Origin of the sequence: Arthrobacter liuii (assembly GCF_014639275.1) — a bacterium.
GTDB classification, from domain to species: Bacteria; Actinomycetota; Actinomycetes; order Actinomycetales; family Micrococcaceae; genus Arthrobacter; species Arthrobacter liuii.
In genome coordinates this window covers 20,673-45,591 of record NZ_BMFW01000013.1, presented here as the reverse complement: position 1 = coordinate 45,591, position 24,919 = coordinate 20,673, and the positions used below count along the sequence as shown (strand labels likewise).

The following is a 24,919-nucleotide window of genomic DNA, read 5'->3' as shown; positions in this document are numbered from 1 at the left end:
GGCCCACGTGTTGGCTTCAGTCCTAGTGTTTGGCGAGGGCGCCGGCCACCAGGAAGGCCATCTCAAGCGACTGCATGTGGTTCAGGCGCGGATCGCAGACAGACTCGTAGCGGTCCAGGAAGGCCTCCTGGTCGATCGGATCCGCGCCGCCAAGGCATTCGGCCACGTCGTCGCCGGTCATCTCAACGTGCAGGCCGCCCGGCACCGTCCCCAGGCCGTGGTGCACCTCGAAGAAGCCGCGCACTTCGTCGATGACGTCGTCGAAATTGCGCGTCTTGTACCCGTTGGGCGACGTGACCGTGTTGCCGTGCATGGGGTCGGTGACCCACAGGACCTGCGCCCCGGACGCGGTGACCTTCTCGACGACGGCCGGCAGTTTTTCGCGGATGTTGCCGGCGCCCATGCGGGTGATGAACGTGAGGCGGCCCGGCTCGCGGTCCGGGTCCAGCTTGTCGATCAGGCGCAGTGCGTCATCGCCGGTGGTGGACGGGCCCAGCTTCACGCCGATGGGGTTGCGTACCCGTGAGAGGAAGTCGACGTGGGCGTCCTCAAGTCCGCGGGTACGCTCCCCGATCCACAGGAAGTGGGCCGAGGTGTCATAGGGGAAGCCGGTACGGGAATCGATGCGGGTCAGCGCGCGCTCGTAGTCAAGCAGCAGGGCCTCGTGGCTTGCGAAGAACTCCACGCGCTTGAGTGCTTCGAAGTCGGCGCCGCAGGACGCCATGAATTTGATGGCACGGTCGATATCGCGGGCCAGGGATTCGTAGCGGGCGTGTGCCGGGTTCTCGGTAAAGCCCTTGTTCCACTGGTGCACGGAGCGGAGGTCCGCGAACCCGCCCTGGGTGAATGCCCTGATGAGGTTAAGCGTGGAGGCGGACGTGTGGTACGCACGCAGCATGCGGGCGGCGTCGTGGCCGCGGGACTCAGGGGTGAAGTCGTAACCGTTGACGATGTCGCCGCGGTAGGCGGGTAAGGTGACGCCGTCGCGGGTTTCATCATTCGACGAGCGCGGCTTGGCGAACTGGCCTGCCATGCGGCCCATCTTGATGACCGGCATTGCGGCGCCGTAGGTGAGCACCACGGCCATTTGGAGAATGGTCTTGACGCGGGCGCTGATCTTGTCCGCAGTGGCGGCCTCGAAGGTTTCGGCGCAGTCCCCGCCCTGCAGCAGGAATGCCTTGCCCTGGGCGGCAGCAGCCAGCCGTTCCCGCAGCACGTCCACTTCGCCTGCGAACACCAGCGGCGGAAGGACGGACAGTTCCCTTACCGAGGCCTCAAAGACGTCCCGGTCCTGCCAGCTGGGCTGCTGAGAGATGGGAAGGTCCCGCCAGTGGTCCAGTCCGGGATAGTTGGCCGCTCCGCTCTGGGCGGTGCTGGACAGCGAAAAGGCAGGTTTTGCAGATAGCTCAGTCACCCTCTAAGACTAGCGGCAGGGTGGCCGCGGCGGGCACCGGTACGTCACGCTGCCCGCTGCCCCCGTCACAACCCCCGGCGCGTCCGCCGGAAGGTTCCGCTACCCCGCAGCTGGTGTGCCGGCGTCGTCCTCCACGCCTGGGTGCCGGGCGGCCGGGCGGTGGGGGCCGCTGTCCCTGACGAATTCACCGTCGGTGGCCACCGGGGCGACCAGGGGCTCGGCTGCCGCCTGCGGTTCCTCGGGCTTGCCGGCGAGCCGGAGCTTCACCACAGCCGCGTATTCGTCCACGTATTCCTGCCCCGAAAGCCGGAGCAGTTGGGACATGATCTCATCCGTGACCTTGCGCTGGACCGACCTGTCCTCGGCCTGCTCCCGGTACTGGCTGAAGTCCAGCGGTTCGCCGAAGATCATCCCGATCCTGCGGATGTTGGGCAGCCGCTTGCCGATGGGCTGGACTTTGTCAGTACCGATCATGGCAACGGGTATGACAGGGACGCCGGCCTGCAGCGCCAGCCTGGCCACGCCCACCTTGCCACGGTACAACCGCCCATCCGGGCTTCGCGTGCCCTCGGGATAGATGCCCAGCAGGCCGCCTGCGTTGAGTACTTCCATCCCGGCGTTCAGGGACGCGGCAGAGGCCGCGCCTCCGGACCGGTCCATGGGCAACTGGTTGGTGAGGCGGAAGAACGCAGCCGTCAGCCTGCCTTTGATGCCCGTGCCGGTGAAGTATTCCGATTTGGCGAGGAAGACGACGGGGCGCTTCACCATGAGGGGCATGAAGATGGAATCGGAGAATGACAGGTGGTTGGAAGCGATGATGGCGGCCCCCTGGGCCGGGATGTTGTCCAGGCCCTTGACCCAGGGCCGGAAAAGCAGCTTGATCACCGGACCGAGGAAGATCCTTTTCATGACCCAATAGAACACGTGGTGAACCTCTCCGGAAGGCAGCACCCAGGCCCCGCATCGGGCCTGGCCAGCGATTCAATGCAACCCTACTCTAGTGAGATTTGGCTGGAACAGTGACACGATGGAGTCATGACTGAAAGCAGCATTCCGCCCCGGCCGGCCGCTTTCAGCTATCCAGGGCACGGCGCCAATGCCCGCATAGGCGTGGCCATTTGCCATGGGTTCACGGGGAGTCCGCTGAGCATCATGCCGTGGGCACAGCACCTGGCGGAGCTCGGGTATGCCGTATCCGTTCCCCTGCTGCCCGGGCACGGAACGGACTGGCGCCAACTGGCACTTACAGGTTGGAAGGACTGGTACCGCAGCTACGAGGCGGCCTTCCTGGACCTGTCGGCACGGACCGACGCCTGCTTCACCGCAGGGCTGTCCATGGGGGGCGCCGTTGCCCTGCTCACGGCCTCCCGCCATCCCGTGGCCGGCGTCAGCGTGGTCAATCCCGGGCTGAGTTTCTATGACCGGCGGGTACGGATCGTCGGCCTCCTTAAGTACTTCCAGCGGACCACGGTTCCCGTCCAGGAAGACCAGCCCACCGCGGCAGCCACGCATGACGGCGATTACTCACTTACTCCGTTGGCAGCAGTGCATGAACTCAAGAAGCTGTTCGGTGCAGCTTTGCGGGGACTGCCCAGTGTCGACGCTCCCGTCCAGGTATTCAAATCGCGCGCCGATACCGTGGTTCCACCTACCTCGCTGGCCCTCCTCCGAACAGGGCTGGGCCAAAACCTTGCCGAGGTGGTGGACCTTGCCAGCAGCGGACATGTGGCTACTCTGGACGTTGACGCCCCCGCAATCTTTGCCAGGTCGGGAGAATTCGTCGCCGCCCACGCCACCCGCATCAGTACGTTGGAGACGCCATGACCTCCGGTCCGGACCACAGCCCGTTCACCAGTGCCTTCAGTGGCGAAGGGCCCCGCACGGGGGTGGTCCTTTCCCACGGCTTCACGGGCAGCCCCCACGGCCTGCGGGCCTGGGCCACGGCATTCGCCGCAGCCGGTTTCGCCGTCCGGATGCCGCTGCTGCCGGGCCACGGGACCACGTGGCAGGACCTGGCCCGCACCCGGTGGCAGCAATGGCACGGCGCCCTGGATGATGCCTTCCTGGAACTGGACGCCGAGTGCGACCAGGTTTTCGTGGCCGGCCTGAGCATGGGCGGGGCCTTGGCCCTGCGCCTTGCCGCGACGCGTCCCGTGGCAGGAGTGCTCCTGGTGAATCCCGGCCTGGTGATCGACGATCCCCGAGCGCCGCTGGCCGGAATCCTCAAGCTGGTGCTCAAGAGCACCCCCTCCATTGGCAATGACATCCTCAAGGCCGGTGTCGATGAAGGCGCCTACGTGCGGACGCCTGTGGCCGCGGCCCATGAACTCAACAAGATGTTCAAGGACACGGTCCGGCTCCTTCCCCGGGTCACCGCACCGGTCCAGGTCTACCGCTCCACCGTGGACCACGTGGTGTCCGATTCCAGCATGGCCGCCCTCCGGCACGGACTGGCACATGCTCCCCTGGAAGTGGTCCCATTGGAAAACAGCTACCACGTCGCCACTTTGGATAACGACGCCAACCGCATCTTCGAGGGGTCGGTCGGCTTCATCCAGCGGGTACTGCAGGCCAGGCAGGACAAACCCGCGGGACCGGGACAGGAGGTCCGCAGTGAACAGGCCTGACTCCGAACAGCCAGACCAGGGCGCCAACCAGGACGACGCCGTCTGGCTGGACCTGGTGGCACGGCTCGAATCGGATACCGTGGCGATCCGCCCCGATTCCCCGGAACCCGGTCAGGAACTGCCCACCAGTCCGGCGGCGGCGCCGGAAACACCGGAGCCGCCCTCCTTCCAGGACTTCGATCCCTTGGGCTTGGCGGGGACGCCGCCTGCCGGGATGTCGGCCGCGGAACGCCAGCCGGAAGTGCGCGGCGGGCAGGATGGCCCTGGGGCGGGCGGGTCCACTGGGGGTCCCCGGGACTACGAGGTGGACGACGGCGATGAGGAGTTCGTGCCGGAGGAACCACCAAGCCTGGCCGGGACTGAGCCCCTGACCATGCTGGCATGGCTCGGAGCCGTGGGCGGACCCGTGGCACTGCTGCTGTCGGCGATGTTCTGGCGGTCGGCGCCCCTGCTGGCCATTGTCGGCATTGTTGCGGTGTTCGTGCTTGGGACGGTGTACCTGATCATGAAGCTTCCGCAGGAAAAGAACGGGGACGACGACGGCGCAAGGGTCTAGCTCCTTGCCAGCCGACCCGCCGCCGTCGTCAACTGCGAACGCGGCTGCTGACGCGCGAAAGGTCCGCAGCACCAATTAGGCCGGCGTTGGGGCCGAGGGCTGCCAACTCGATTCCTGCGGCAGGGCGGAAGCCGCGTCCCGTCAGGTTGCGCGCGAACGCCTTGCGGGCCGGTTCCACCAGCAGGTCCCCCGCTGAGCACAAACCGCCGCCGATAACGAAAAGGCCCGGATCCAGTGCCGCTGCCAGGTTGGCGAGCCCGAGCCCGAGCCATTCTCCGACTTCCTCGATCAGCTCCTGGGAAGCGGGGTCGCCGGCCAGCGCCAGTTCGGTCACGATGGCTCCGGTGATGGCTTCGGGGTATCCGTCCACGGCTGCGAGCAGATCGTGGGCCACAGGTGAATTGGACCGGGCCAGGAGCCTCGCCTCCCGGCCCAGGGCGTTCCCGGAGGCATATTGCTCCCAGCATCCGCGGTTGCCGCACTCACAACGGTGGCCGCCCGGCATGATGATCTGGTGGCCGAACTCCCCTGCCACGCCGAACCGGCCGCGTTCCACCCGGCCGTCCATCACCATGGCGCCGCCGATCCCGGTGCCCAGTGTGATGCAGACCAGCCGGTCCTCCCCTTGGCCCGCGCCGAATCGCCACTCGGCCCAGGCTGCAGCGTCGGCGTCGTTGGTGAGGAGTACCGGGCGCCGAAGGAGCCGCTGGAGGTTCTCGCGCAGCGGCTCGTTGCGCCACGCCAAGTGCGGGCTGAAGAGCACGGTTCCACCTGCCAGGTCCATCCAGCCGGCAGCACCGATGCCCACTGACCAGATCCGGTGCCCCTGGCTCAGCTCCTCGACCAGCTCCACGATGACGTGCTCCACCGCCCTTGGATCAGTGCCCGGGGTGGAGCGGCGTGCTTCGCTGAGGATCCGGCCTTCGGCGTCCACCACGCCTGCGGCTACCTTGGTTCCCCCGATATCGATCCCAATGGCCAGTCCCTTGCGGCCCAGGCGAAGGTGGCCGCCGACGCCCCCATGCAGCTGTCCTGCCCGGTAGGAGGCGGGGCGGCGGCGCCAGGGAGCCGGTCTTCCAAGGGGTCCGGCCTGATCGCCGGGCAACGGTCCGTACATAGTCCACCATTCTAGGCGGGCGGCAGGATTGTCTTGACATATAACGCCGCAGGCCGCGTCCATTGACGGCTAAGTTACTCGCCAGTAGGTTTGTGTACTGCACGGTCCCGCCGGGGGTACTAGTCTTTTAGGCAAACCCCTGCGCGGGACTTCGGATATCAAAGGAGCTATAGTGCGCGAATTCAGTGTTCCGCCCCTGGTTGTTGTCCCACCCGAAACCAACATCACCGACCTGGTGTTGCGGCAGGCGGCCAAGCCCAGCAACCCGGCACTGTTTTCGCGCCTGGACTCCGCGGGCTCGTGGCGCGATGTGCCCGCCACCGAGTTCCTGGCCGACGTGAAGGCCCTCGCCAAAGGGCTGATCGCCAGCGGAGTCGGCGCAGGTGACCGCGTAGGCATCATGTCCCGGACCCGCTACGAGTGGGCACTCGTGGACTTCTCCATCTGGTTCGCCGGTGCGGTGTCCGTTCCCATTTATGAGACCTCCTCCCCCTCCCAGGTTGCCTGGAACCTCGGGGACTCCGGCGCCGTTGCCGCCTTCGGCGAGTCCGCGCACCACGAGAACGTCATCCGCCAGGCGGTCACGGCCGAGGGGCTCACGGCGGTGCAGCACGTGTGGCAACTTGAGGGCGAGGGCCTCAACGGCCTCCGCGAAGCAGGCCTGGACGTCAGCGACGAGGAACTCGAATCCCGCCGCAGCGCCGCCGGACTCCGGGACGTGGCCACCATCATCTACACCTCCGGAACCACTGGACGTCCCAAGGGCTGCGAACTCACCCACGGCAACTTCGTGGAGCTCTCGGACAACGCCCTGGCCATCATCGGCGAAATCGTCCACGAAAACGCCAAGACCATCATGTTCCTGCCGCTGGCGCATGTGTTTGCCCGCTTCATCTCGGTGCTGGCAATGGCTGCGGGAACCACCGTTGCCCACACCCCCGACATCAAGAACCTCCTTGCCGATCTGCAGAGCTACGAGCCGACGTTCATCCTCGCGGTGCCCAGGGTCTTCGAAAAGGTCTACAACTCCGCGCTGACTAAGGCGGAGGACGGCGGCAAGGGTGCCATCTTCCACCGTGCCGCCGACACTGCCATCGCGTTCTCCAAAGCCCGCCAGGACGGACGGGTGGGGCTGGGCCTGAAGCTCCGGCATGCCTTGTTCGACAAACTGGTCTACGGCAAGCTGCGGGCAGCCATGGGTGGGCACGTTGCCCACGCGGTGTCCGGCGGCGGCCCCCTTGGCGAGCGGCTGGGACACTTCTTCCAGGGCATCGGGCTGCAGGTACTCGAAGGGTACGGCCTGACCGAGACCACCGCCCCCATCACGGTGAACACCCCCTCACGGATCAAGATCGGCTCGGTGGGCAAGCCCCTGCCGGGGAACGCCGTAAAGATTGCCGACGACGGCGAGATCCTGGCGAAGGGCGTCTGCGTCATGCGGGGCTACTTCAGGCGGGAAGACCTCACGGCGGATGCGTTCACTGACGGCTGGTTCCACACGGGGGACATTGGCCGGTTGGACGAGGAAGGGTTCGTCTGGATTACCGGCCGCAAGAAGGAGATCATCGTCACCGCCGGCGGCAAGAACGTCATCCCGGCCCTGCTTGAGGACCAGATCCGCGCCGACGCCCTGGTATCGCAGGTGCTGGTGGTGGGCGACAACAGGCCCTTCATCGGCGCCCTGGTGACCCTCGACCAGGAGGCACTGCCGGGCTGGCTCCAGCGCCACGGACTTCCGGCGGACACCACCCTCGACGACGCGGCACAAAACCCGGTGGTCAAGGCTGCAGTCCAGGACCTGGTCACTGCAGCCAACACGTCCGTCTCCCAGGCAGAGGCCATCAAGTCCTTCCGCATTGTCCCGGCCGACTTCACGGAAGCCTCCGGCCACCTCACGCCGTCAATGAAGGTAAAAAGAGCCCAGGTCATGAAGGACTTCGAAACGATCATCGAAGAGATGTACTCGGCCCCACGCTCCTGACTCAAGCCTGGAACAAGCGATCCCCGGTCCTCTACTCAGCGCGGCCATCCCTGCTCCGGTGACATGCCCTGGAGGGCGGCGCGCGGTCCGGCAGCGTGCGTAAAAGGGGCCCCCCACCCCCCGCTCGCCGCGAAGCGGCCTTAGCGGGGGTGCGGGGAATAGCACGCAGAGGATCGGGCCCCGCCCGACCGTAGACGCACGCATGCAAAGGGTCCTCCCCGCAAATGCCGGGAGGACCCTTTTGTGTTGCTCAGCCCTGCTTACTGCTCGATGACCAGCAGCAGGTCTCCGCCCTGGACCTGCTCGACGGCGGAGATGGCGAGGCGGGACACCTTGCCGCCCACCGGCGTCGTAATGGATGCTTCCATCTTCATGGCCTCGATGGTTGCGACGGTGTCTCCTGCGGTGACCGTGTCGCCGGGCTTGACCGTCACGGTGACGGCGCCGGCGAAGGGAGCGGCCACCTGGCCGGGCTGGGCGGGATCGGCCTTTTCTGCGGCCTTGACGTTGCTGACCACAGAGCGGTCCCGCACCACGACGGGCCGGGACTGGCCGTTCAGGGTGCACATGACCGTGCGCATGCCCTTTTCGTCGGGCTCAGAGACGGCCTCCAGGGAGGCGATCAGGCGGACACCGCGTTCCAGCTGGATCTCGTGCTCGGTGCCGCGCTGGAGCCCGTAGAGGTAGTCACGGGTATCCAGGACCGAAATGTTGCCGTACGTCTCGACGCTCTTCAGGTAGTCCTTGGTGGGTCCGTCGAACAGGAGGCGGTTCAGCGTGTGCTGGCGGGTCTTGGAGTCGGACTTGAGCGCTGCGCTGTCCTCGGTGCTGAGCTCGACGTCGCGGACCTTCACGCTCCTGCCCTGCAGGGCCTTGGTGCGGAAGGGCTCGGGCCAGCCTCCGGGAGGATCACCAAGCTCGCCGGACAGGAAGCCGATGACGGAGTCGGGGATGTCGTAGTTCTGCGGGTTGGCTTCAAAGTCCGCGGGGTCGGCGTTGAGGCCCACCAGGTGCAGGGCAAGGTCGCCCACCACCTTGGAGGACGGGGTCACCTTCACCAGATGGCCCAGGATGCGGTCCGCCGCGGTGTACATGTCCTCGATCGCCTCGAACCGCTCGCCCAGGCCCAGGGCCATGGCCTGCTGGCGCAGGTTGGACAGCTGGCCGCCGGGGATCTCGTGCTTGTAGACGCGGCCGGTGGGGCCGGGCAGTCCGGACTCGAACGGCGCGTAGACGCGGCGGACCGCTTCCCAGTACGGCTCCAGGGAACTGACGGCGTCCAGGCTGAGGCCGGTATCCCGCGGCGTGTGGGCCAGGGCAGCAACAAGGGCCGACGCCGAGACCTGGCTGGTGGTGCCCGCCAGGGACGCGGATGCCACGTCCACGGCGTCCACGCCGGCGTCGACTGCCGCCAGCAGGGTGGCGAGCTGGCCGCCGGCCGTATCATGCGTGTGCAGGTGGACCGGCAGGTCGAAGCGTTCGCGCAGGGCCGCGACCAGCTTGGCCGCCGCTGCAGGACGCAGCAGTCCCGCCATGTCCTTGATGGCCAGGATGTGGGCTCCGGCGTCAACGATCTTCTGCGCCAGCTCCAGGTAGTAGTCCAGCGTGTAAAGCTTCTCGGCAGGATCCAGCAGGTCTCCGGTGTAGCAGAGGGCCACCTCGGCCACGGCGGTGCCGGTGGCCCGGACTGCGCGGATGGCGGGAGCCATCTGGTTGACATCATTAAGGGCGTCGAAGATCCGGAAGATGTCGATGCCGGTTGCGGCGGCCTCGTTGACGAAGGCTTCGGTGACCTCTTCGGGGTAGGGCGTGTAGCCGACGGTGTTGCGGCCGCGCAGCAGCATCTGGATGCAAACGTTCGGCATGGCCTCGCGCAGGGCCGCGAGCCTTTCCCACGGATCCTCGCCAAGGAACCGCAGGGCTACATCATACGTGGCGCCGCCCCATGCCTCGACGGACAGCAGTTGCGGCGTGAGCGCGCTGACGGCAGGACCGGCGGCCACGAGGTCGCGGGTGCGGACCCGGGTGGCCAGCAGGGACTGGTGTGCGTCCCGGAAGGTGGTATCCGTGACGGCGACGGCGGTTTGTTCCCGCAGTGCCTTCGCGAACCCCTCCGGGCCCAATTCAAGGAGTTTCTGCCGTGAACCGGGTGCCGCCTCCTTGCCCTTGACGTCGGGCAACTTGTGGGCGGGATCGGAGTGCACCGCCAGCTCGCCGTTGGGCTTGTTGACGGTGACGTCCGCGAGCCAGGTGAGGAGCTTGGTGCCACGGTCAGCCGAGACGCGGGCCTTGAGCAGTTCCGGGCGCTGGTCGATAAAGTTCGTGGCCACATCCCCGGCAATGAAGTCAGGGTCATCCAGCACGGCCTGGAGGAATGGGATGTTCGTGGAGACACCGCGGATACGGAACTCCGCCAGGGCGCGGCGGGCACGGGCGACGGCGGCGGGGTAGTCCCTGCCCCGGCAGGTGAGCTTGACCAGCATGGAGTCGAAGTGGGGGCTGATCTCGGCACCGGAGTAGACCGTGCCGCCGTCCAGCCGCACACCGGCGCCACCGGCGGAGCGGTAACCGGTGATCTTTCCGACGTCGGGCCGGAACCCGTTGGCCGGATCCTCCGTGGTGATGCGGCTCTGGAGCGCCGCACCGCGAAGTTTTACGGTCTCCTGGGAGAGGCCGAGATCGGCGAGTGTTTCGCCGGCTGCGATCCGCATCTGGGCCTGGACCAGGTCCACGTCCGTGACTTCCTCGGTGACGGTGTGCTCCACCTGGATGCGCGGGTTCATTTCAATGAAGACGTGCTGGCCTGCCCGCTCACCCTCGGTGTCTACCAGGAACTCGACCGTACCGGCGTTGACGTAATTCAGCGCCGTGGCGAACTTCACCGCATCCCGGTACAGGGCCTGGCGGATGTTGTCGTCCAGGTTAGGGGCAGGGGCGATCTCGATGACCTTCTGGTGCCGCCGCTGGATGGAACAGTCGCGCTCGAAGAGGTGCATGACATTGCCCTCGGCATCGGCGAGGATCTGCACCTCGATGTGCCGGGGACGGAGGACCGCCTGCTCCAGGAACATGGTGGGGTCACCGAACGCGGCATCCGCCTCGCGCATGGCCGCTTTCAGGGCCTCGGGCAGGGCCTCGCGGGTATCCACCCGGCGCATGCCGCGGCCGCCGCCGCCGGCCACGGCCTTGGCGAAGATGGGGAATCCAATGTCGTCGGCCGCAGCCAGGAGCTCATCCAGGTCCTTGGACGGCTCGCTGGACATGAGCACCGGGACACCCGCCGCGCGGGCTGCCTTCAGCGCCGCCACCTTGTTGCCGGCGAGCTCCAGCACCTCGGCCGGCGGACCGACGAAAGTGATGCCGGCTTCTTTTGCCGCACGGGCCAACTCGGGGTTTTCGGAAAGGAAACCGTAGCCAGGGTAGATGGCGTCCGCGCCGGCCTCCTTCGCGACCCGTACCACTTCAGCCACGTCCAGGTATGCCCGGACGGGATGTCCTTCCTCGCCAATCAGGTAGGCCTCGTCCGCTTTCTGGCGGTGGATCGAATTACGGTCCTCTTGGGGAAAAACGGCAACGGTCTTGGCGCCGAGCTCGTAGCCGGCGCGGAAGGCCCTGATCGCGATTTCACCGCGGTTGGCCACCAGAACTTTGGAAAACATACTTCTCCTGCATCATTGCGGGTGGATCGATGAGTGGTCACAGTGTCTAGGACCTGCAAGGACAAACACAAATCTTTGTGGCCACGGTCACAGATTTCCCCGTCATCTCCCGAACGCTTTCAGCCTGGCTCGCGGAAACCGCCCCGGCAGCACAGTCGGTGCCATGCCGACGCCCGATAAAGCAGGATTCGCCGACGCATCAACATATGATGAGTGGGGCGGCAGGACCGTCCGGCTTCGGCTCTGCCGAGGCAAACATTACCCCCAACACGGCATCCGGCGTTAGGTTTTGGTCTCTCAAGTGCAAGTAGTCAGCATCAGCAGCCTCAAGGGTGGAGTCGGCAAGACTTCCGTCACCACAGGATTGGCGTCTGCGGCGCTGGCCGCAGGAGTGCCCACGCTGGTGGTGGACCTCGATCCGCATGCCGACGCCACCACTGCACTCGGCGTACAGCCGGACGACCAGTTGGATATTGGCAGGATGTTGAAGAGCCCGCGCAGGGCGAAACTGGCCGAGAACGTGGTGCGCAGCAGCTGGGCCGACCGCACCCCCTCCAATGGTTCCGGACGCGCTGTGCTGGATGTCGCCGTCGGCTCCGCCTACACCGGAATCTATGACCGGCCGGACCTCGGCCGCCGCGACCTCCGCAGGCTGTCCGCAGTACTCGCCGCCGCCGGCGATTACCAGCTGGTCCTGATCGATTGCCCGCCGTCCCTCAACGGCCTGACGCGCATGGCTTGGGCGGCAAGCGACAAGGTTGCCCTGGTTGCCGAGCCTGGCCTGTTCTCGGTAGCCGGAACGGAACGCACCATGCGGGCCATCCAGCTGTTCAGGCAGGAGTTTGCACCGAATCTTTCACCCGCAGGAATCGTGGCAAACCGCGTCCGGAGCGGTTCCTCCGAGCACACTTACCGACTGGCCGAAATGGAATCCATGTTCGGCGAGCTCCTGCTGACCCCGCGCATTCCGGAACAGGCCAACTGGCAACAGATCCAGGGCGCAGCCCACCCCGTCCACCACTGGCCCGGGGACTCGGCCAAGTCGGCAGCAGGCCTGTTTGACGACCTGTTGTCCAACCTGATGGCCGCCGGCAGCGGCCTGCGCAGCCGCGCCCGCTGAACCGGGTGGTCAAACCGCCCACAGGCGCGCCAAACGATCTAACGAAACAGGGCTGCCCTCCACATGGAGGGCAGCCCTGTTTGTTCGCGTGCTATGTGGGTCAGCTGATCTTCCGCGCGGCCCGCCGCTTGCTCAGTTCGTCGTCGGGAAAGGACTGCTCGGCGGCATGTTCACTGGGCAGCGAAGCGAGGCTACCCTCGACCTCGCGCCAAACACGTCCCACGGCGATGCCGAAAACACCCTGGCCGCCCTGCACCAGGTCAATGACTTCATCGGCGGACGTGCACTCGTAGACGCTGGCGCCATCGCTCATGAGGGTGATCTGGGCAAGATCTTCAACCCCGCGCTCCCGCAGGTGTTCAACGGCGGTGCGGATCTGCTGCAGGGACACGCCGGTATCCAGGAGCCGCTTGACCACCTTGAGCACCAGGATGTCGCGGAAACCGTACAGCCGTTGCGAGCCGGAGCCGGCGGCACCGCGGACGGCCGGCTCAACGAGGCCGGTGCGGGCCCAGTAATCGAGCTGGCGGTAGGTGATGCCTGCGGCCTTGCACGCAGTCGGTCCACGATAGCCGGCATCCTCATCCAGTACCGGCAGGTCCTCGGTGAACAGGAGGCCCTGGGCACCGCTCACGGGCACAGCAACACCAGCCGTGGGCTGCTTCAGCCCACCTGCTTCGCCTTTGGGACTCACCTGGATCCTCCTTGTCGTACGCTCCCTTGGAACCGCTACGGCAGCCTTGGCATGAAGGCCATGGGTGTAATTTTTCCGCGGGGCGCACTTTCCAGTGTGACTTGCGCGGCTTCCGTAAGCAAGGGAACTTGATACTTCGACGTTAGGCCCGGCGGGTCCCGAGGTCAAAGACCTTCGTGGCTTGGAAAAGGCGTGTCGAAACTTTCAGCCTTAACTTTAACCTTAACGTGACCTTAGCCGTCGAAATCCTCGGGTTCCACGTCGTCGAGGAATTCGCGGAAGCGGCGCAGTTCGCGTTCCTCATCCACGGTGGGGCCGGGCTCGGCGTCCTCGCCCTCATCGTGCTCGGTGATGCGGACTCCGGCCTCATCCATGACGGAGTCGGCGCACCAGATCCGGCACTTGGCGCGCAGCGCAACCGCAAGCGCGTCCGAAGCGCGGGAACTCACCGTGGTTCCGTTTTCGAACTGCAGCTGCCCGTAGAAGATGTTGTCCTCGACGGCAACGATGTTCACGCTGACCACGGAATGGCCCAGGGACTCCACCACGTCCACGAGGAGATCGTGCGTCATGGGCCGGGGTGGAACGACGCCCTGCTGGGCCAAGGCTATGGCGCTGGCTTCCGGGGTGCCGATCCAGATGGGGACGTGGCGTTCGCCGTGCATCTCCTTGAGCAGGACCAGCGGCTGGTTGGAAGGCAGTTCGATGCGAACGCCTACAATCTCGACTTCGATCATCAGATGTCCATGCGTGAGATGTGGTCCTGCACCAGGGCACGGTGCAGGGTGAGGCAGAGGTCGCTGATCTCGCGGGCGGCCTCCGCTGCCCGCGCCTGTGATGCCGAGTCCTTGCGCGAGGCAAGCGGCGCGACAGCGCGTTCCACCAGGCCGAATTCCCGTTCGGCCGCTGCCTGGAAGGGCCTCAGGTGCCGGGGTTCCAGGCCATGGCTTTCCAGCTGGACGCAGGCGCGGGCAACCTGGAGGGCGTGCTCGTCGAACTGGCCGTTGCTGTGGCTGATGAGGCCGAAACTCAGGAGTGACTCCAGCAAGGGAACGCTGGCGCCGGATTCGGTGCGAAGCTGTTCCTCACTCAGTTTGCGGCCGCGGTGCTGCAACTCTGCGGCCAGCTCATCCGAGACAATGCGCGGGGAAACGACGACGCCGGGCGGCAGGTTCTCCGGCCGCTCTCCCCTGTCGATGGCGTCAAGGTAGTCCTTAATGACTTTCAGCGGCAGGTACTGGTCCCGCTGCAGGGCCAGCACGAAGCGCAACCGCTCCACATCGCCGTCGGAATACTGGCGGTAGCCGGCTGGGGTGCGTCGGGGATTGATCAGCCCCTTTTCCTCCAGGAACCTGATTTTCGATGCGGTCATGCCCGGGAAGTCGGCGCTCAGCTGGGCGAGGACCTCACCAATGTTGAGGACCTGGGGCCCCCGGCGTTCCGGTTGTGCCATTGCCACAGGCAGCGGTCCCCGGTTCAGCCGCGGCCTGCAGCCGTGGCAGGGCTCAGGTAGAAGGTGAGGCGAAACTTGCCGATCTGGACTTCACTGCCGGACTTCAGCTCCACGCTGTCCACTCGGTCATGGTTGACGTAGGTGCCATTGAGGCTGTTCTTGTCAACGACTTCAAAGCTGCGTGCGGTGCGCCGGAACTCGACGTGGCGGCGGGACACCGTGACGTCGTCCAGGAAGATATCCGCGTCCGGGTGGCGGCCCGCGGTGGTCACGTCCGAATCCAGCAGGAACCGGGCACCGGCATTCGGGCCACTGTGGGCCACGAGCAGCGCCGAACCGGCAGGCAGCGCCTCCACCGAGTTGCGCTCATCCATGGAGAGCTTGGGGGCGATGGTGGGTTCGACGTTCACGGGGGTGAGATGGATCGAGGTGGTCTCCGACGCCCTAGCCGCACCCGTGCCGTGATCCCCATCGGCAGGGTTGTGTCTGTGGCCAGCCATGGATTCCTCCTCTTTGACGTTGCGGGCCTCAAACCCGCAACCAACGTTTACTCTCCGGCCCTGTCCGGCAGGTCCGGCACCGGCTCCCGATCCGGGGCTGACGTGCGAAGACGCCTTGCCTGCGACCCGGGGCCGGACCGGAAATACCGGTTAGCTTTAGCCTACCTGTTGTTCGTACTCGGATGCACTGAGCAAAGACTCAACGGCGTCGGGTTCGGCGAGTTTGACCTCGATGAGCCAGCCGTCGCCGTACGGATCGGTGTTGATCAGGGCCGAATCGCTGTCCAGGGAGTCGTTGCGGGCCACCACTTCACCGGAAACGGGTGCGTAGATGTCGCTCACGCTCTTCGTGGACTCGACCTCGCCCACCACTTCGTTTGCCGTAATCTTGGTGCCGACTTCGGGCATCTGGGCGTAGACGACATCCCCAAGGGCGTCCTGGGCAAAATCCGTGATTCCCACGCGGACCACGCCTTCGGCATTCGGGGCGGTGACCCATTCATGTTCGGCGGTGTAGGACAGGTCTTCGGGAATGTTGCTCATGGGGGGCCTTTCATCGGGGCTACACGCCACTGTCACAAGGGACCCGGAAATCGGGCCGCCGCTGAAAGTATAGGCATAACTGCCGGGGCGGGCGCGGGCGTTTCTGACAAGATGGAGCCCATGAATCCAAGCACCGGTGCAGCATCCTTGGGTGAGGGCGGGTAGGCCATGCCGGAACTGCCTGAAGTCGCCGGCCTGGCCGGGTTCCTTGGCGAACAGCTGCGGGGCTGTATGGTCACCAAACTGCAGATCGTCTCCTTTGCCGTGCTCAAGACGGCCGACCCGCCCTTCAGCGCCCTCGAGGGCCGCACGGTGTCCGGCGTCCGCCGGTTCGGAAAGTTCATCAGCATCGATACGGACGGCATCTCCCTGGTGTTCCACCTGGCGCGCGCCGGCTGGGTTCGCTTCACGGACTCCCCCGCCGGCAGCCAACTCCGGATGGGAAAGGGCATGATCGCGGTCCGGTGCGCGTTCTCCGGCCCGGACGGGCCGCGCGGCCTGGACCTGACGGAAGCGGGCACCAAGAAGAGCCTGGCCGTTTACGTAGTGCGCGATCCGCAGGAAGTGCCCGGCATCGCCACGCTGGGTCCGGATCCCTTCACCGAGGCGTTCGACGCCGACATGCTGGCGGAGATCCTGGGCGGCAGTTCGCAGCAGGTCAAGGGGCTCCTGCGCAGCCAGGGCGTTATCGCGGGCATCGGCAACGCGTACAGCGACGAGATCCTGCACGCCGCGCGGATCTCGCCGTTCGCCATCGCAAAATCCCTGGACCGGGAAACGGTACAGGTGCTGTACGACGCCATCCACAGCGTGTTGGGCGAAGCGCTGGCAGAGGCGGCCGGCAAGCCGCCGAAGGACCTGAAGGACGTCAAACGCAGCCACATGCGGGTTCACGCCCGCACCGGCCAGCCGTGCCCGGTGTGCGGTGACACCGTACGCGAGGTTTCGTTTGCGGACACGGCGCTGCAGTATTGTCCCACCTGCCAGACAAAGGGCAAGATCCTGGCGGACCGCAGGACCTCGAAGTTCCTGAAATAGGGGCTGGCCCCAAACCAACGCAGGCAGCCAAAAAAGCGGAAAGCGCCGGAGAGATTCTCCGGCGCTTTCCGCTTTCGGGTCGGGCTGACAGGATTTGAACCTGCGACCCCTTGACCCCCAGTCAAGTGCGCTACCAAGCTGCGCTACAGCCCGCTGGTTCCGCCGTTCTCCGCTGAACTCAAACCCGAGGGTTTTCATCAGCAGTCCGGCCGAACCACCTAGAAGAGCTTACACGATCCGGAGGGGTGCCAGTGACACTTTCCGGTGATCAGTCCCAAGGTGTGTCTCAATTAACGCTTCCGGCCACGCTTCTCGCGCACGCGCATGCTGACCTCGATCGGCGTGCCCTCGAACCCGAAGGTTTCGCGCAGCCGGCGGGTGATGAACCGGCGGTACCCGGGATCCAGGAACCCCGTGGTGAACAGCACGAACTTCGGCGGGCGGCTGGAGGCCTGGGTGCCGAAGAGGATGCGGGGCTGCTTGCCGCCACGGACCGGGTGCGGGTGGGCGGCTACGAGCTCGCCCAGGAAGGCGTTGAGGCGTCCGGTGGGGATCCGCCTGTCCCAGTTCTCCAGCGCCAGGTCCAGGGCGGGGACCAGGCGGTCCTTGTGCCAGCCGGTCTTAGCCGAGATATTGACGCGCGGCGCCCATTCGACGTGGGCCAGGTCCTGCTCGATTTCACGCTCCAGGTAGCGGCGGCGTTCGTCGTCGAGCAGGTCCCACTTGTTGAACGCCAGGACCAGGGCACGGCCGGACTCGATGGCCAGCTGCAGGATGCGGACGTCCTGCTCGCTGAGGACCTCGTCCACGGCGAGGAGCACGACGGCGACCTCCGCCTTCTCGAGCGCGGCCTGTGTCCGGAGGGAGGCATAGAAGTCGGCGCCCTGGGCCATGTGCTGGCGGCGCCGGATACCGGCGGTGTCCACGAAGCGCCAGGTGCGGCCGCCGAGTTCGATAAATTCGTCCACGGGGTCACGGGTGGTGCCGGCGGTGTTGTCCACCACCACGCGTTCTGATCCGGCCAGCTTGTTCAGCAGGGAGGACTTGCCCACGTTGGGCCGCCCGATCAGGGCTATGCGGCGGGGGCCGCCGGAGCGCTCCACGCCTTCGATGGTGGAGAACTCGGGCAGGACGTCCATGACATGGTCCAGGAGGTCGGCCACGCCCCGGCCATGCAGGGCGGACACCGGGTAGGGCTCGCCGAAGCCGAGGCCCCACAGTGCGGCGCTGTCGGCTTCCTGGGCAAAGTCGTCCACCTTGTTGGCCACCATGATGACCGGCTTCTTGCTGCGGCGGAGCATCTTCATGACGCCTTCATCAGTGGCTGTGGCGCCGACGGCGGAGTCCACGACGAACAGCACGGCGTCCGCCAGTTCAACAGCCATCTCGGCCTGCTCAGCCACGCGGGCATGGATCCCGCGGGCGTCGTGTTCCCACCCACCGGTGTCCACCAGGGTGAAGTTGCGCCCGTTCCAGTGTGCCGAGTACATCACGCGGTCACGGGTGACGCCGGGAGTGTCCTCCACCACGGCTTCGCGGCGGCCCAGGATGCGGTTTACCAGGGTGGACTTTCCCACGTTTGGCCGGCCGATGATTGCCAGGACGGGATCCAGCTTGAGGGGACCTTCGAAGTCCTCGTCGGCGTACTCGCCGCTCAGCAGGGCGGCGTCGTCCTCGTCAAGCTCGTAGTCTTCCAGGCCGGCCCGGAGCGAGGCCGCACGCAGCTCCGCTTCGTCGTCGCCAATCGCTGCCAGCCGTTCGGCAACCTGGTCGGTGCCTGTGGGTGTGTATTCGTCGTCGGCGCCGGAATGCCCGGAAGACTGGGTCGTGTCGCTCATTGCATTGTCCTTAGTGGTCATCTGCCGGCGTCCCCGGCTACTGCTGTCAAGTCTTTGTGGTCCGTGAAGGGCAGGGGCTGTCCGCTGAATTGGATGGAGTCCTGGACGTGCCCTGCCAGTGCTGCACGGATTTCCTGCGCCGCCCTGTCCATTGAAGCACGGCCGCTTTCTCCGGCCCGGCGGGCCAGGGTAAGGGCTGATCCGAAGCTGACGTGGAAGCGCCGCCCGGGCCGCGGAACGAAGTCCAGGTGCTCGTCGCCCTGCCGGGTGCCCAGGATGGCGACCGGAACCACCGGCGCCCCGGAGTTGAGCGCCAGCCAGGCCACGCCGCCGTTGATGTCCGCGGCTGCCCCGCTCCCCCGCGTCCCCTCGGGAAGAATCCCAACGCAACGTCCGGCGTCGAGCACGTCCTTGCAGCGCTGCAGCGCTGCCCGGTCGCCGCGCCGGTCCACGGGAAGCTGCCCGGAGGCGGTGAGCACGCGGCCCAGGAAACCCTTGAACATTTCCTGCTTCACCAGGATGTGCATGGGCCGCGGTGCCGCACCGAACATCACCGGCCCGTCCAGGAAGCTGATGTGGTTGCCGGCGAAGATCACCGGGCCGCCGGTGGGAACGTTGCTCCGGCCGGTCACGGTGGTCCGGTAGACCAGGTGGTCCAGGACACAGCCCACCGGCCTGCTCCAGGCCATAGTCAGCCCGGACGGCAGGCCGGCCGCGGCGTCAGTCACGGTTGAGGACCTTGGTGACGATCACAAGGGCAGCGTCCACGGTCTGTTCGAAGTCCAGGTTGGAGGAGTCCAACGTCACCACACCGGAGGCGGCCTGGGTGAAATTCACCACCGTTGAGTCCTTCGCGTCCCTGTGCGTCACCTGGGCTGCCAGCTGCTCGGCGTCCTGCGTCCCGCCCAGCTGGATGCCGCGCCGGCGCAGGCGGGCTTCCTCGCTGGCGGTGAGGAGCATGCGCACCTCAGCCCCGGGCGCGACGACGGTGGTGATGTCCCGGCCCTCCACCACCATTCGGCGGTGGTGCTTTTCGATCAGGTCCCGCTGCCGCCGGATCAGTTCAGTCCGCGCACCGAGGGTGGTGGCGACGGCGCTGACGGCCGAGGAGATGGCGGGTTCACGGATGGCGTCGGTGACGTCCACCCCGCCCACCCGGACGTATTCCTCCTGCGGACTGGTGCTCAGTTCCAGGACCAAATCCCGGGACGCCTGCTCCACCGCGGCACCGTCTTCGAGGTCGATGCCGCTGGTGACGCAGTGCCACGTGAGGGCGCGGTACATGGCACCCGTGTCCAGGTAGGCAAGCCGGAGCCGGCGCGCGACTTCCTTGCTGACGCTGGACTTGCCGGAACCGGACGGCCCATCGATGGCAACCACCAACGGCCGTCCGACGCGAAGCGCGGGCAAAGTGTCGAGAAGTTCCTGTGTCATTACTGAAGTACCCGCCATCCACGGTCGTTGAGAGCTTCGATCAGGTGGTCGTGCTTACTGGGCAACACGGACAATTCCACCATGCCGACGTTCTGTCCGGAGGAATGGTCCAGCCGGAGATCCTCGACGTTCACACCGATTTCACCGATTTCGGTCAGTAGCTGCGCGATCTGGCCCGGCTTGTCATCCACCAGGATGGTGAGCCAGGAGTATGCCTGCGGCGGCCCGCCGTGCTTGCCGGGGATCCGGGCCTGGCCGGCGTTGCCTTCACTGATGAGCTGGGCCAGATCCAGCCGGGCTCCTGGTGCGGTGGGCTGTTCAAGGGTGGCGATGAGGCGGTTCAGGTCCTCGCGGACACCGTAAAGGATCTGGACGACCTTGGCCGCGTTGCTACCCAGGATCTGCACCCACAGCTTCGGGTCGCTGGCGGCGATCCGGGTGACGTCGCGCAGGCCGTTGCCGGCCAGGGACAAGGCATGCAGCGGCGTCCCCTGAAGGCGGCTGGCCAGCAGGGACGACATGATCTGGGGCAGGTGCGAAACCAGCGCGACGGCTTCATCGTGTTCGTCCGCGCTGAACTGTGAAACCACCGCCCCCAGGTCCGAGGCGAGCGAACGGGCCACTTGCAGGGCAGGGCCCGAAGTCTCCTCCGACGGGCAGAGCACCCAGGGCATGGAGGTAAACAGCTCACCGCGCGCCGCCACGGGACCGGATTTCTCCCGGCCGGCCATGGGGTGGGTGCCGACGTAGCGCGAGAGGTCCGCGCCGAGGCCGCGGAGCCGGGACAGGATGTCCGACTTCACGCTGGCGATGTCCACTACGACGGCGTCGGGGTAGTCAGCCAGCGACTGGCACACGACGTCGGCAGTAACGTCCGGCGGAGCGGCAACCACCACGAGCTGGGGCTTGCCGCTGCCCAGCTCCGGCAAGGGACGCCCGGCACCGATGTCCACCGCCACCGCCTGGTTGGTGGGAGACGGATCGGAAAGGAAGACCGGTACGCCGCGCCCCCGCAGGCCCAGTCCGATGCTGGTGCCCAGCAGGCCGGTACCGATGACCACCACCGGGCCATCCAGATGGCCGCGGCCCTGGCTTTTGAACGCGGACATGCGTCAGAGCCCTACGGATGCCAGCAGGTGGCCGACTTCCTGCTTGCCCAGGTTGCGGATGCTGCCCTGGCGCTGGTCCCCGAGGCCGATGGGGCCCACCTTGACGCGGACCAGCCGCTGGACCGGGAAGCCGACAGCATCGAAGAGGCGGCGGACGATCCGGTTCTTGCCCGAGTGGAGCACAACCTCGATCAGCACGTGGCCCGGGGTGGAGTCCACCAGGCGGAAGGAGTCAACGGAAGCGAAGCCGTCCTCCAGTTCAACACCGGACTTCAACTGGGCGCCGACACCCTGCGGGAACGGTCCGCGGACCTGGACCAGGTAGGTCTTGGGAACTTCGTAGGACGGGTGCGTCAGCCGGTTGGCCAGTTCGCCGTCGTTGGTCAGCAGCAGCAGGCCTTCGGTGGCGACGTCCAGCCGCCCCACGTGGAAGAGGCGTTCGCCGGTGTTCTTGTTGCTTTTCAGGAAATCGCTGATGCAGGGCCGGCCTTCGGGGTCCTCCATGGTGGACACCACGCCCTTGGGCTTGTTGAACACCATGTAGACCAGGTTCTCATCCAGCTGGATCCGCAGGCCGTCAACGTGGATGACGGCGGTCTTGGGATCGACGCGGACACCGAGCTCGGTGACAACCTGCCCGTCCACCTCAACGCGGCCCTCTGCGATCATCTCCTCGCAGACGCGCCGGGACGCGACTCCTGCCGACGCCATCACTTTTTGGAGGCGCACGCCGTCGGCGTCGTGCAGTTCGGACTGGGGAACGTTGCCGCGGGGGCCCTTTTTCCGGGCCGGTTTGCGGACCGGACCCAGGTTCTGGCCGAAGCGTTCGCTGCCGAAGGCGCGCGAAGCTGCTGCGCCGGGCGCGCCTGTACGCGGCTTGGCCTTGGGGGCCCCGGGAGTTCCGGGGGCCTTCTTGGCACCGGGCTTGCGGGCAGCAGGCTTGCGCGACGACGGCTTGGCACCCCTGGCGCCCTCAGCTCCACGTCCGGGCTGGTCCCCTGCGAGATCGGGGTCGACGAAGCGTTCCTCGCGCGGCTTGGGCGCGCGGTGCGGACGGTCCCCGCCGAACCCTGCGGTGCGGTTCCCTGTCCCGCCGCGGGAGCCTGCGCCGAAGCTGCCGCCCTGTGAATTGCGCTGCTGGGAATTGTTGCGTTCGTTCCCGCCGCGTCCTGAACCGTTACGTGGTGAACCCTGGCGTCCCGCCTGTGTCATGACCCGTCCTTCAATGTGTTTTGGCCGGCAGAGGTGTCCAAGGACAACCCTAGCCAGCCGTGCAGACTTTCGTCTGCCCTGATAAATAAACCTGCTGCGTGGACCGGTGCCGGCAGGGGCCCTGCCTACATAGTCCCGGCGTCGTAGAACTCTGCGATCCCGTCGAGCCCCGGAAGGTGCGGCGACAGTTGGGGCAAGTCCCCCACCGACCCGATTCCCATCCGTTCGAGGAAATACGAAGTAGTCCGGTACAGGATCGCGCCTGACTCGGGATCTGTTCCCGCGTCCTCGATCAGCCCGCGCTGGGCCAGCGTCCGTACGACGGAATCAACATTGACCCCGCGAATTGCAGACACACGCGCCCGGGAAACCGGCTGGCGGTACGCGATGACTGCCAGTGTTTCCAACGCCGCCTGGGTGAGCCTGGCAGTCTGCCCCTCAAGCACGTACTTGCCAACAATGTCGGCAAACTCGGCGCGCGAGTAGATCCGCCAGCCACCGGCGATGTTCCGCAATTCAAAACCCCGGGGGCTGGAACCGATGCCAGCATTGCTGGCACTCTCCATCTCCGGGGCGTTAACAGTATAGCCGTTATAATCACGCTGCAGTTCTGCCAGCAGGGAGCGGACAGCACCGACCGTCAGGCCAACCCCTGCGCCCAGCTCCTCCTCCGTGGCGGGTTCGTCCAGGACCATGAGCACCGCCTCAAGGGCAGCCTTTGCGCCGCCGGGGAGATCGGCGAAATCCCGGCCGTGGCCGAAGTCGTCCTGCGGCTCCACGTCATCCCGCTCCCTGTCCTGGGTTTGTGGGTTCACAGTTGCTCCTCATATTCTTCGCTCAGGTTTTCCGCCGACCAGCCCTGGCCTTCGGCCGTCCAGTGGACGGCAAGCTCCGCCAGCGGGGACAGCTGGTCGAAGGAGACGGCCCTATCCCGGAACAGTTCCAGGAGGGCCAGGAACCGGGCCACCACCACCAAGGTGGATTCGGCGTCGGCAATCAGGGAACGGAAGGTCAGCGGCGACTCGTACTGCAGCCGGCTTCCCAACACTTCGGCCTGTTCCTTGACACTGACATTGCTGCCGTGCAGGTGGCCAAGAGCCACCTGGGGTGGTTGCGCAGGCGCCTTGGGCCGGAGCGCGGCCTCAGCCAGCGCAGCGAACTGTTGTGGCGTATGTTTCCAGACCAGTTCGGGAAGCATGGCCGCGAAGTGTTCCTCAAGCGCCACCTGCCGTGGAAACCGCAGGCCTTCCAGGTGCAGGGTTTCGCCCAGGATGCCTGCCACCTGTTTGAACGCCTTGTACTGGAGCAGCCGGGCAAAGAGGAGGTCCCGGGCTTCCAGCAGGGCGATGTCCTCGTCGTCCTCGACTTCACCGGCCGGGAGGAGCCGTGCCGCTTTAAGGTCAAGCAGGGTGGCGGCAATTACCAGGAACTCGCTCGCCTCGTCCAGGGCCCACTCTTCACCGAGCCGCTGCAGCTTCCGGATGTACTTGATGAACTCATCGGTGACGGTGGCGATGGCCACTTCGGTGATGTCCAACTGGTGCTTGGCGATCAGTCCCAGGAGGAGGTCGAACGGCCCTGTAAAGTTGGCCAGCCGCACCTCAAAGCCAGGTTTGGATTCGGCCACGGCGTGGCTAGGGTGCGCCGCCGCGGGAGATCAGCTCCTTGGCGAGCCGGCGGTAGGCGTCCGCACCCACGTGGTTTCCGGCGTAGCTGGTGATGGGCTCCGCGGCCACGGTGGCATCTGCGAACTTGATGGAGCGCTTGATGACGGTTTCGAACACCTTGTCGCCGAACGCCTCCACGAGCCGGGTGATGACTTCGCGGCTGTGCAGTGTCCGGGCGTCATACATGGTGGCCAGCACGCCGTCCACCTGCAGGCGCGGGTTCAGCCGGTCCTGGACCTTGTCGATGGTTTCCACCAGGAGCGCCACGGCGCGGAGGGCGAAGAACTCGCAAATGAGCGGGATGATGACGCCGTGGGACGCCGTGAGGGCGTTGACGGTCAGGAGTCCCAGGGAAGGCTGGCAGTCGATGAGGACGACATCGTAATCGTCTTCGACCTTCTTGAGCGCACGGTCCAGGACCTGCTCACGCGCCACCTCGTTGACCAGCTGCACTTCCGCGGCGGAGAGGTCGATGTTGGCCGGCAGCAGGTCCACGTTCTCGACACCGGTCTGGTGGATGGCGTCGCGGATGTCCACCTTGCGGTCCATCAGGACGTTGTAGACGGTCAGGTCCAGTTCATGCGGGTTGACGCCCAGGCCGGCGGACAACGCGCCTTGGGGGTCGAAGTCCACCAGCAGGACACGGCGGCCGTATTCGGCGAGCGCCGCGGCAAGGTTGATGGTGGAGGTGGTCTTCCCGACGCCACCCTTCTGGTTGACCATGGCGATGACGCGGGCCGGACCGTGGGAGGACAGCGGCGCAGGTTCCGGGAACTCGCGGTACGGGCGCCCAGTGGGGCCCATCACCGCGTTTTCCAGGTCGAATTCCGTGCCCTCCAGAGTTGCTGAACCCTGTTCGCTGCTCACGTATCTATCCACACTTTCGATGACGATGGTTTCCTGCCGCTGGCTCGCAGCGCCGTTCGTTCTGCTCCCTAGGTTACAGCGCCCGACACG

General features: G+C 66.2%; 22 protein-coding genes, 1 tRNA gene and 1 pseudogene. 6 read left to right on the top strand and 18 right to left on the bottom strand.

Going from position 1 to position 24,919, the window contains the following annotated elements:
• Positions 1 to 22 precede the first annotated feature (22 nt).
• On the bottom strand, positions 23 to 1,414 hold the full coding sequence (locus IEW19_RS13740; RefSeq protein WP_188572184.1) for a class II 3-deoxy-7-phosphoheptulonate synthase: 1,392 nt from the start codon (positions 1,412 to 1,414) through the stop codon (positions 23 to 25).
• 99 nt (positions 1,415 to 1,513) lie between these two features.
• A complete protein-coding gene (locus tag IEW19_RS13735) occupies positions 1,514 to 2,338 on the bottom strand; it encodes a lysophospholipid acyltransferase family protein (protein WP_188572183.1) in 825 nt (274 codons plus the stop codon).
• 111 nt (positions 2,339 to 2,449) lie between these two features.
• Between IEW19_RS13735 and IEW19_RS13730 the strand changes: the two genes are divergently transcribed.
• From IEW19_RS13730 to IEW19_RS13720, 3 genes are read left to right on the top strand one after another with little or no spacing between them, the layout of a single operon-like run.
• Entirely contained in the window at positions 2,450 to 3,238 is a 789-nt protein-coding gene (locus tag IEW19_RS13730; RefSeq protein ID WP_188572182.1) for an alpha/beta hydrolase, read from the top strand.
• Positions 3,235 to 4,041, top strand: a complete 807-nt coding sequence (locus IEW19_RS13725) for an alpha/beta hydrolase (protein ID WP_188572181.1) — start codon at positions 3,235 to 3,237, stop codon at positions 4,039 to 4,041. The genes IEW19_RS13730 and IEW19_RS13725 overlap by 4 nt, the downstream gene beginning before the upstream one ends.
• A complete protein-coding gene (locus IEW19_RS13720; RefSeq protein ID WP_188572180.1) occupies positions 4,028 to 4,597 on the top strand; it encodes a hypothetical protein in 570 nt (189 codons plus the stop codon). The genes IEW19_RS13725 and IEW19_RS13720 overlap by 14 nt, the downstream gene beginning before the upstream one ends.
• A gap of 28 nt (positions 4,598 to 4,625) precedes the next feature.
• On the opposite strand, the gene IEW19_RS13715 is transcribed toward IEW19_RS13720, so the two are convergent.
• The gene (locus tag IEW19_RS13715; protein WP_229748475.1) at positions 4,626 to 5,714 is read right to left on the bottom strand and encodes an ROK family glucokinase; all 1,089 of its coding nucleotides are present in this window, start codon (positions 5,712 to 5,714) and stop codon (positions 4,626 to 4,628) included.
• 172 nt (positions 5,715 to 5,886) lie between these two features.
• Here IEW19_RS13715 and IEW19_RS13710 point away from each other — a divergent pair, with 172 nt between their 5' ends.
• The gene (locus IEW19_RS13710) at positions 5,887 to 7,695 is read left to right on the top strand and encodes an AMP-dependent synthetase/ligase (protein ID WP_188572179.1); all 1,809 of its coding nucleotides are present in this window, start codon (positions 5,887 to 5,889) and stop codon (positions 7,693 to 7,695) included.
• A gap of 260 nt (positions 7,696 to 7,955) precedes the next feature.
• On the opposite strand, the gene IEW19_RS13705 is transcribed toward IEW19_RS13710, so the two are convergent.
• Positions 7,956 to 11,354 (bottom strand): pyruvate carboxylase, encoded by a 3,399-nt coding sequence (locus tag IEW19_RS13705; protein ID WP_188572178.1) that lies wholly within the window; start codon positions 11,352 to 11,354, stop codon positions 7,956 to 7,958.
• A gap of 301 nt (positions 11,355 to 11,655) precedes the next feature.
• Here IEW19_RS13705 and IEW19_RS13700 point away from each other — a divergent pair, with 301 nt between their 5' ends.
• Positions 11,656 to 12,474, top strand: coding sequence for a ParA family protein (locus tag IEW19_RS13700; RefSeq protein ID WP_188572177.1), 819 nt, complete (start codon positions 11,656 to 11,658; stop codon positions 12,472 to 12,474).
• Positions 12,475 to 12,574: 100 nt separating this feature from the next.
• On the opposite strand, the gene IEW19_RS13695 is transcribed toward IEW19_RS13700, so the two are convergent.
• From IEW19_RS13695 to gcvH, 5 genes are all read right to left on the bottom strand, one after another.
• The gene (locus IEW19_RS13695; protein WP_018763528.1) at positions 12,575 to 13,168 is read right to left on the bottom strand and encodes a MerR family transcriptional regulator; all 594 of its coding nucleotides are present in this window, start codon (positions 13,166 to 13,168) and stop codon (positions 12,575 to 12,577) included.
• A gap of 233 nt (positions 13,169 to 13,401) precedes the next feature.
• Positions 13,402 to 13,905, bottom strand: coding sequence for a bifunctional nuclease family protein (locus IEW19_RS13690; RefSeq protein ID WP_056331728.1), 504 nt, complete (start codon positions 13,903 to 13,905; stop codon positions 13,402 to 13,404).
• Positions 13,905 to 14,621, bottom strand: a complete 717-nt coding sequence (gene ftsR, locus IEW19_RS13685) for a transcriptional regulator FtsR (protein ID WP_188572176.1) — start codon at positions 14,619 to 14,621, stop codon at positions 13,905 to 13,907. Before ftsR ends, IEW19_RS13690 begins: the two co-directional genes overlap by 1 nt.
• Before the next feature lie 23 nt (positions 14,622 to 14,644).
• A complete protein-coding gene (locus tag IEW19_RS13680) occupies positions 14,645 to 15,121 on the bottom strand; it encodes an FHA domain-containing protein (RefSeq protein ID WP_188572175.1) in 477 nt (158 codons plus the stop codon).
• Between the two features lie 156 nt (positions 15,122 to 15,277).
• Positions 15,278 to 15,664, bottom strand: coding sequence for a glycine cleavage system protein GcvH (gene gcvH / locus IEW19_RS13675; RefSeq protein WP_188572174.1), 387 nt, complete (start codon positions 15,662 to 15,664; stop codon positions 15,278 to 15,280).
• 168 nt (positions 15,665 to 15,832) lie between these two features.
• On the opposite strand from gcvH, the gene IEW19_RS13670 reads away from it, so the two are divergent.
• Entirely contained in the window at positions 15,833 to 16,702 is an 870-nt protein-coding gene (locus IEW19_RS13670; RefSeq protein ID WP_188572173.1) for an Fpg/Nei family DNA glycosylase, read from the top strand.
• A 79-nt stretch (positions 16,703 to 16,781) separates the two neighbouring features.
• Here IEW19_RS13670 and IEW19_RS13665 read toward each other — a convergent pair.
• From IEW19_RS13665 to IEW19_RS13625, 9 genes and pseudogenes are all read right to left on the bottom strand, one after another.
• Positions 16,782 to 16,855, bottom strand: a tRNA-Pro gene (locus tag IEW19_RS13665).
• Between the two features lie 137 nt (positions 16,856 to 16,992).
• Positions 16,993 to 18,540, bottom strand: coding sequence for a ribosome biogenesis GTPase Der (der, locus tag IEW19_RS13660; RefSeq protein ID WP_188572172.1), 1,548 nt, complete (start codon positions 18,538 to 18,540; stop codon positions 16,993 to 16,995).
• 10 nt (positions 18,541 to 18,550) lie between these two features.
• Positions 18,551 to 19,229: pseudogene (locus IEW19_RS13655) on the bottom strand (lysophospholipid acyltransferase family protein).
• A 31-nt stretch (positions 19,230 to 19,260) separates the two neighbouring features.
• The gene (gene cmk / locus IEW19_RS13650; RefSeq protein ID WP_188572171.1) at positions 19,261 to 19,974 is read right to left on the bottom strand and encodes a (d)CMP kinase; all 714 of its coding nucleotides are present in this window, start codon (positions 19,972 to 19,974) and stop codon (positions 19,261 to 19,263) included.
• Complete coding sequence (locus tag IEW19_RS13645) at positions 19,974 to 21,083, bottom strand: prephenate dehydrogenase (RefSeq protein ID WP_188572170.1); 1,110 nt, start codon at positions 21,081 to 21,083, stop codon at positions 19,974 to 19,976. Before IEW19_RS13645 ends, cmk begins: the two co-directional genes overlap by 1 nt.
• Positions 21,084 to 21,086: 3 nt before the next feature.
• Positions 21,087 to 22,295 carry a pseudouridine synthase gene (locus IEW19_RS13640; protein WP_188572169.1) on the bottom strand — a complete coding sequence of 403 codons (1,209 nt, stop codon included), beginning with the start codon at positions 22,293 to 22,295 and terminating at the stop codon, positions 21,087 to 21,089.
• A 125-nt stretch (positions 22,296 to 22,420) separates the two neighbouring features.
• Positions 22,421 to 23,074 (bottom strand): SMC-Scp complex subunit ScpB, encoded by a 654-nt coding sequence (gene scpB, locus IEW19_RS13635; RefSeq protein WP_188572232.1) that lies wholly within the window; start codon positions 23,072 to 23,074, stop codon positions 22,421 to 22,423.
• Positions 23,075 to 23,106: 32 nt separating this feature from the next.
• Positions 23,107 to 23,922 (bottom strand): segregation and condensation protein A, encoded by an 816-nt coding sequence (locus IEW19_RS13630; RefSeq protein ID WP_188572168.1) that lies wholly within the window; start codon positions 23,920 to 23,922, stop codon positions 23,107 to 23,109.
• 7 nt (positions 23,923 to 23,929) lie between these two features.
• Positions 23,930 to 24,829, bottom strand: a complete 900-nt coding sequence (locus IEW19_RS13625) for a ParA family protein (RefSeq protein WP_188572167.1) — start codon at positions 24,827 to 24,829, stop codon at positions 23,930 to 23,932.
• Positions 24,830 to 24,919 lie beyond the last annotated feature (90 nt).